The organism is Pseudomonas sp. Sample_9, assembly GCF_004307535.1.
In the GTDB taxonomy this organism is placed as follows: Bacteria; Pseudomonadota; Gammaproteobacteria; order Pseudomonadales; family Pseudomonadaceae; genus Aquipseudomonas; species Aquipseudomonas mercuritolerans.
In genome coordinates this window covers 17974-24906 of record NZ_RAZO01000297.1, presented here as the reverse complement: position 1 = coordinate 24906, position 6933 = coordinate 17974, and the positions used below count along the sequence as shown (strand labels likewise).

General features: G+C 58.0%; 7 protein-coding genes. 4 read left to right on the top strand and 3 right to left on the bottom strand.

Going from position 1 to position 6933, the window contains the following annotated elements; translation table 11 throughout:
- Positions 1 to 80 precede the first annotated feature (80 nt).
- Entirely contained in the window at positions 81 to 1280 is a 1200-nt protein-coding gene (tyrS, locus tag D6877_RS16785) for a tyrosine--tRNA ligase (protein WP_130911506.1), read from the bottom strand.
- 212 nt (positions 1281 to 1492) lie between these two features.
- Here tyrS and D6877_RS16775 point away from each other — a divergent pair, with 212 nt between their 5' ends.
- Positions 1493 to 2917, top strand: coding sequence for a peptidoglycan DD-metalloendopeptidase family protein (locus D6877_RS16775; RefSeq protein ID WP_130911505.1), 1425 nt, complete (start codon positions 1493 to 1495; stop codon positions 2915 to 2917).
- A gap of 3 nt (positions 2918 to 2920) precedes the next feature.
- Positions 2921 to 4012, top strand: a complete 1092-nt coding sequence (locus D6877_RS16770) for an anhydro-N-acetylmuramic acid kinase (RefSeq protein ID WP_130911504.1) — start codon at positions 2921 to 2923, stop codon at positions 4010 to 4012.
- Between the two features lie 69 nt (positions 4013 to 4081).
- Here the strand turns inward: D6877_RS16770 and erpA are convergent, their stop codons facing one another.
- Positions 4082 to 4432, bottom strand: a complete 351-nt coding sequence (gene erpA, locus D6877_RS16765; RefSeq protein WP_007918905.1) for an iron-sulfur cluster insertion protein ErpA — start codon at positions 4430 to 4432, stop codon at positions 4082 to 4084.
- A 168-nt stretch (positions 4433 to 4600) separates the two neighbouring features.
- Entirely contained in the window at positions 4601 to 5635 is a 1035-nt protein-coding gene (gene argC, locus D6877_RS16760) for an N-acetyl-gamma-glutamyl-phosphate reductase (protein WP_130911503.1), read from the bottom strand.
- 134 nt (positions 5636 to 5769) lie between these two features.
- Between argC and hemJ the strand changes: the two genes are divergently transcribed.
- Positions 5770 to 6198, top strand: coding sequence for a protoporphyrinogen oxidase HemJ (hemJ, locus tag D6877_RS16755; RefSeq protein WP_039757756.1), 429 nt, complete (start codon positions 5770 to 5772; stop codon positions 6196 to 6198).
- A 32-nt stretch (positions 6199 to 6230) separates the two neighbouring features.
- On the top strand, positions 6231 to 6933 hold a 703-nt coding region (locus D6877_RS16750; RefSeq protein WP_130911507.1), incomplete at its 3' end, for a nitronate monooxygenase.

Below are 6933 nucleotides of genomic sequence, written 5' to 3'. Positions count from 1 at the left end.
GGAGTTTTCCGTTTCGACTGCGCCGGAAGTGGGGCGAATTATAGACCTCTGGAATTCGCCGTCAACCCCTAATTCCAACTTTATTCACATTTCAGCGTAATACGTGCGAACGCCTTCTTGCCAGCCTGGCAAACGTGAGTCGCGCCCAGTACATATATAAAGGAGCGATCAACCACTTCACCATCAACACGCACGCCGCCCGCAGCCAACAGATCGCGCGCTGCTGCCGAATTCTTCACCAGGCCCGCCTTATTAAGAACAGCAGCGATCGGCATATCTTCAGCCGAAGCCAGCTCGACCTCAGGCAAGTCATCCGGAAGCTCGCCATCCTTCATGCGATTTCCGGCACCACGGTGAGCATTCGCCGCCGCCTCTTCGCCATGGAATCGCGCAACGATCTCTTCAGCCAGCTTGATCTTGATATCACGCGGGTTCGCGCCAGCCTCAACGTCAGCTCGGAAGGCGTTGATTTCATCCATCGAACGGAAGCTGAGCAATTCGAAGTAACGCCACATCAGCGCATCCGGGATGGAGACCAGCTTGCTGTACATGACGCCCGGCGCTTCCTGGATACCGACATAGTTGCCCAGCGACTTGGACATCTTCTTCACGCCATCCAGACCTTCCAGCAATGGCATGGTCAGAATGCACTGGGCTTCCTGGCCATAACCACGCTGCAACTCGCGCCCCATCAGCAGGTTGAATTTCTGATCGGTACCGCCCAGCTCGACATCCGCGCGCAGCGCGACCGAGTCATAACCCTGAACCAGCGGATAGAGGAACTCGTGAATAGCGATTGGCTGGTTGGTGGTGTAGCGCTTGTCGAAGTCATCGCGCTCAAGCATGCGAGCGACGGTGTATTGCGAAGTCAGGCGAATAAAATCCGCCGGCCCCATCTTGTCCATCCAGGTGGAGTTGAATGCAACTTCGGTTTTCGCCGGATCAAGGATTTTGAAAACCTGAGTCTTGTAGGTCTCGGCATTCTCCAGAACCTGCTCACGCGTCAGTGGCGGACGCGTGGCGCTCTTGCCACTCGGATCACCGATCATCCCGGTGAAGTCACCTATAAGGAAGATCACCTGGTGCCCCAGTTCCTGGAACTGACGCAGCTTATTAATAAGCACGGTATGACCCAGATGCAGATCCGGAGCGGTCGGGTCGAAACCAGCCTTGATACGCAGCGGTTGACCGCGCTTGAGCTTCTCGACCAGCTCGGACTCGACCAACAGTTCTTCCGCACCACGTTTAATCAGCGCTAGCTGCTCTTCAACCGACTTCATAACAGACCCGCAAGGCTCAGATTCAAAGGGAACCAACCATACAAGAACGCGCACCAATTACAAGTTTTGCCCGGCGCACGGACACCAATCCACAGACCGGAGGTCTGTAGACTTGCTTCAGCGATGATTTGGTTATATTTTATACAGTTATTTCATCTTCATCATGTCATTCATCTTTTCCAATTCATCTATTTCAAAGTCAAAAATTACCTATGACCACAGAACCGTCTAAAGCGCCCCCGCTTTACCCGAAGACCCACCTGCTTGCCGCAAGTGGAATTGCCGCCCTTCTCAGCCTGGCGCTGCTGGTATTCCCCTCCAGCGATGTTGAAGCCAAAAAGACGACTCTGAGTCTTGAACTGGAAAGTCCTGCTGAACAACTGACACAAGATCAAGACGCTGCTGATGCGGCTCAAGCCACAAACGAGCCCGTAGCTTCGCCGTTCGCACAAATCGAAAACAGCGACGAAAACGCCGCGCAAACCGCTGAAACCGCGCCGGCACCTGTAGCGCCAGCGGAGAAACCAAAAGAGCCTGGCCACCGCGAAGTCGTGGTTTCCAAAGGCGACACGCTGTCCACCCTGTTTGAAAAAGTCGGTCTGCCAGCAGCCTCCGTGCATGAAGTGCTGGCTAGCGACAAGCAGGCCAAACAGTTCAGCCAGCTCAAGCGTGGTCAGAAACTCGAATTCGAACTGAATCCGGAAGGCCAGTTGACCAGCCTGCACAGCAAGGTCAGCGACGTTGAAACCATTACTCTGACCAAGAACGACAAGGGCTATTCATTCAACCGAGTTACCGCTAAACCAACGGTTCGCACAGCCTACGTTCACGGCGTGATAAATAGCTCGTTGTCGCAGTCCGCTGCCCGCGCCGGGCTTTCCCACAGCCTGACGATGGATATGGCCAGCGTGTTCGGCTACGACGTCGACTTCGCCCAGGATATTCGTCAGGGCGACGAATTCGATGTGATCTACGAGCAGAAAATCATCAACGGCAAGGCAGTCGGCACCGGCCCGATTCTGTCTGCGCGCTTCACCAACCGCGGCAAGACCTACACCGCTGTGCGCTACACCAACAAACAAGGCAACAGCAGCTATTACACTGCCGATGGCAACAGCATGCGCAAGGCCTTCATCCGGACGCCGGTTGACTTCGCCCGCATCAGCTCGAAGTTCTCCATGGGCCGCAAGCACCCGATCCTCAACAAGATCCGCGCCCACAAAGGCGTCGATTACGCAGCGCCGCGAGGCACGCCGATCAAGGCTGCCGGTGATGGCAAAGTCCTGCTGGCCGGCCGTCGCGGCGGTTACGGCAACACCGTGATCATTCAGCATGGCAACACCTACCGTACGCTTTACGGCCACATGCAGGGTTTCGCCAAAGGCGTGAAAACCGGCGGTACCGTCAAGCAAGGCCAAGTGATTGGCTACATCGGCACCACGGGCCTTTCCACCGGCCCGCATCTGCATTACGAGTTCCAGGTGAACGGCGTTCACGTCGATCCACTGGGCCAAAAGCTGCCGATGGCCGATCCGATCGCCAAGTCCGAACGCGCGCGCTTCCTCGCGCAGAGCCAACCGTTGATGGCGCGCATGGATCAAGAGAAGGCCACGATGCTGGCTTCGAGCAAGCGCTAAGCCATGGCCCTGTATATCGGTGTGATGTCCGGAACCAGTCTCGACGGGCTGGACATCGCCCTGATCGAGCAGACCTCGGCGATCAAACTGATCGCCACCCACTACCTGCCAATGCCTGAATCCCTGCGCGCCGAGCTGCTCGGCTTGTGCGCCAGCGGCCCCGACGAGATCGCCCGCTCGGCGATTGCCCAGCAACACTGGGTCGAACTTGCCGCGTCGGGCATTCACACCCTCCTCGCGCAACAACAACTCAAGCCCGATGCCATTCGTGCCATCGGTAGCCACGGTCAGACCATTCGCCATGAGCCGGCGCGCGGGTTTACCGTGCAGATCGGTAATCCAGCCCTGCTGACTGAGTTGACCGGTATTACCGTCGTCAGTGATTTCCGCAGTCGCGATATCGCAGCGGGTGGCCAAGGTGCGCCTCTGGTGCCAGCCTTTCATGAAGCGCTGTTTGAAGAGCGTAGCGGTAACCAGGCAGTCTTGAATGTAGGCGGATTCAGCAATCTCAGCCTGATTGAGCCGCATAAACCTGTAGCCGGTTTCGACTGCGGGCCGGGGAATGTTCTGATGGACGCCTGGATTCACCGGCAACGTGGCGAAAACTATGACCGGGACGGCAAATGGGCTGCGATCGGCAAGGTTGAACCAGCCCTGCTCACGGCACTGCTCAGCGACCCGTTCTTCGTCACCAAAGGCCCGAAGAGTACCGGCCGGGAAGTCTTCAATCTGCCATGGCTGGAGCAGCATCTTTCACGCCTGCCAACCTTCGCAGCCGAAGACGTTCAGGCCACGCTGCTCGAACTGACGGCGCTGACCATCGTCGAGTCGCTACAAAGCGCTCAATCGGATACTCAGGAGTTGCTGGTCTGTGGCGGCGGCGCTCATAACGCCACGCTGATGAAACGTCTGGCCGCTCTACTGCCAGACACCAAGGTCGCCAGCACCGCCACCCACGGCGTTGACCCTGACTGGGTGGAAGCCATGGCCTTCGCCTGGCTGGCTGATTGCTGCCTCGAAGGCATCGCCGCCAACCGACCAAGCGTCACTGGTGCTCGCGGCCTGCGCGTACTCGGCGCTATCTACCCGGCATAAGCTTCAGACACAAAAACGCCGCAGAACCGAAAGGCTCTGCGGCGTTTTGTTGCGTGCGGTGAACTGCGATCAGATCGAGAACGAAGAACCGCAACCACAAGTCGTTGTGGCATTCGGGTTCTTGATCACGAAGCGCGAACCTTCCAGACCTTCCTGATAATCCACCTCGGCACCGGCCAGGTACTGGAAGCTCATCGGATCGACCACCAGGCTCACGCCTTCGCGCTCGACGATGGTGTCGTCATCGGCCACGTCTTCATCGAAGGTGAAACCGTATTGAAACCCTGAACAACCGCCGCCCGTAACAAATACGCGCAGCTTCAAGCGATCATTCCCCTCTTCATCGACCAGGCTCTTCACCTTGTGCGCAGCACCTTGAGTGAATTGCAAAGCCGTGGGGGTGAAGGATTCGACGCTCATGCTGACTATCTCCCGGCGTTACGCCGCCATAATGCGTGATGACGCGCATTATCCGCTTGTCCTAGAAAATTGGTCAACTATTAGAGGAGCAGCGGCAAGCTTCAAGCGGTGAGCTTCAAGCTTGCCTCTGATCTCTTGCAGCTTGTGGCTTGAAGCTCGTAGCTGCTTTTAAGGCAGCATGCCGGCATGGGACAAACCGAAGCGCTCGTCCAGTCCGAAGAGGATGTTCATGTTCTGCACTGCCTGACCCGAGGCGCCCTTCACCAGATTGTCGATCACCGAGAGCACGACCACCAGATCGCCATCCTGCGGACGATGCACAGCAATGCGGCAGACGTTGGCGCCACGTACGCTACGGGTTTCCGGATGGCTGCCGGCTGGCATTACATCGACGAACGGTTCGCTGGCATAGCGCTTTTCGAACAGCGCCTGCAGATTCACCGAACGATCGACCACAGTCGCGTAGAGCGTGGAGTGAATACCGCGAATCATCGGCGTCAAATGCGGGACGAAGGTCAGGCCGACATCCTTGCCCGCCGCGCGACGCAGGCCCTGGCGAATTTCCGGCAAATGACGATGACCTTTTACCGCATAGGCCTTCATGCTTTCCGACGTCTCGGAGTACAAAGAACCTACAGCCGCACCACGCCCGGCACCACTGACGCCGGATTTGCAGTCGGCGATCAAACGCGATGCGTCGGCCAGACCTGCTTCAAGCAATGGCAGGAAACCCAGTTGCGTTGCGGTCGGATAGCAACCCGGCACCGCGATCAGGCGCGCTTTCTTGATCTGCTCGCGATTGACTTCCGGCAGACCATAGACCGCTTCGTCCAGCAGTTCCGGCGCGCCGTGTGGCTGGCCGTACCATTTGGCCCATTCATCAGCATCTTGCAAACGGAAGTCGGCGGACAAGTCGATGACCTTGGTACCCGCCGCCAGCAATTCGCCCGCCAGTGCGTGAGCCACACCGTGCGGCGTGGCGAAGAACACCACATCGCAAGCGCCGAGGGTTTTGATGTCCGGCACGCTGAACGCCAGCCCGTCATAGTGACCGCGCAGGTTCGGGTACATGTCAGCCACGGCCAGACCGGCCTCGGATCGGGAAGTGATGACGACCACTTCTGCCTGCGGATGCTGTGCCAACAGACGCAGCAGTTCGACACCGGTGTAACCCGTGCCGCCGACGATACCGACCTTGACCATAAACCTGCCCTCAACGAACCCACTGGAAAGCCGTCGATAATAGGGGCCGCGCGCGCCTGCGACAACCGCCAAGGTGACGCGCGGACGCTCAAGCCTCTACTATCTGGCTACCGTGAATGAGGGAATAACCAAAAATGCTCTATCTATGGCTCAAAGCGTTTCACATTGTCAGCGTCGTCTGCTGGTTTGCCGGGCTGTTCTACTTGCCGCGCCTGTTCGTTTACCACGCGCAAAGCGCAGACACGATCAGCCAGGAACGCTTCAGCGTCATGGAGCGCAAGCTGTATCGCGGCATCATGGGCCCGGCGATGATCGCCACGCTGATCTTCGGTGGCTGGCTGATCTATCTCAACCCAAGCCTTTTCAGCCAGGGCGGCTGGATTCACGCAAAACTGACTCTGGTCGTGCTGCTGATCGGTTACCACCATATGTGCGGCGCGCAGGTCAAACGCTTCGCCCGTGGCGAAAACACCCGCAGCCATGTCTTTTATCGCTGGTTCAATGAAGTGCCGGTTCTGATATTGCTGGCTATCGTAATTCTGGTCGTGGTCAAGCCGTTCTAACTTCAATCGATAAAAATCTTCGGGGGTTCACGATGTCGCTGCCCGCTGTGCTCGAACAACGTCTGCGTCTGCCCGTGGTTGCGGCGCCGATGTTTCTGATCTCCAATCCGGAACTGGTGCTCGCCTGCTGCCGCAACGGCGTGGTCGGCAGCTTTCCGGCTCTTAACCAACGCGAAAGCAGTGGGTTCAAGGCCTGGCTGGAACAGATCGAAGCGGGCCTGGCGGCGCTGGATAATCCGGCCCCTTATGCGGTGAACCTGATTGTTCACCACAGCAACCCGCGCCTTCAGGCGGATCTGGACATCTGCGTGGAGCATAAGGTGCCGATCGTTATCACCAGCCTCGGCGCGGTGAAGGAACTGGTCGACGCGGTGCACAGCTATGGCGGTCTGGTGTTTCACGACGTGACCACGCGACGCCATGCCGAGAAAGCCGCTGAAGCCGGTGTCGACGGGCTCATTGCCGTTGCGGCCGGTGCTGGCGGGCATGCCGGCACCTGGAGCCCGTTTGCGCTGATTGCCGAGATCCGTGAGTTCTTCGACAAGACACTCTTGCTTGCAGGATGTCTGAACCACGGCCATGAGATTCTCGCCGCGCAGCTGCTCGGTGCGGATTTGGCCTACTTCGGTACGCGATTTATCGGCACAACAGAAAGTCACGCGCCTGACGCCTACAAAGACATGCTGCTGACAGCCAAGGCTGCCGACATCATTCATACTCCAGCGGTGTCGGGAG

Bases quoted from the DNA above. Each gene is read 5' to 3' on its own strand.
- tyrS (WP_130911506.1), bottom strand. From the start codon at position 1,280: ATGAAGTCGGTTGAAGAGCAGCTAGCGCTGATTAAACGTGGTGCGGAA.
- D6877_RS16775 (WP_130911505.1), top strand. From the start codon at position 1,493: ATGACCACAGAACCGTCTAAAGCGCCCCCGCTTTACCCGAAGACCCAC.
- D6877_RS16770 (WP_130911504.1), top strand. From the start codon at position 2,921: ATGGCCCTGTATATCGGTGTGATGTCCGGAACCAGTCTCGACGGGCTG.
- erpA (WP_007918905.1), bottom strand. From the start codon at position 4,432: ATGAGCGTCGAATCCTTCACCCCCACGGCTTTGCAATTCACTCAAGGT.
- argC (WP_130911503.1), bottom strand. From the start codon at position 5,635: ATGGTCAAGGTCGGTATCGTCGGCGGCACGGGTTACACCGGTGTCGAA.
- hemJ (WP_039757756.1), top strand. From the start codon at position 5,770: ATGCTCTATCTATGGCTCAAAGCGTTTCACATTGTCAGCGTCGTCTGC.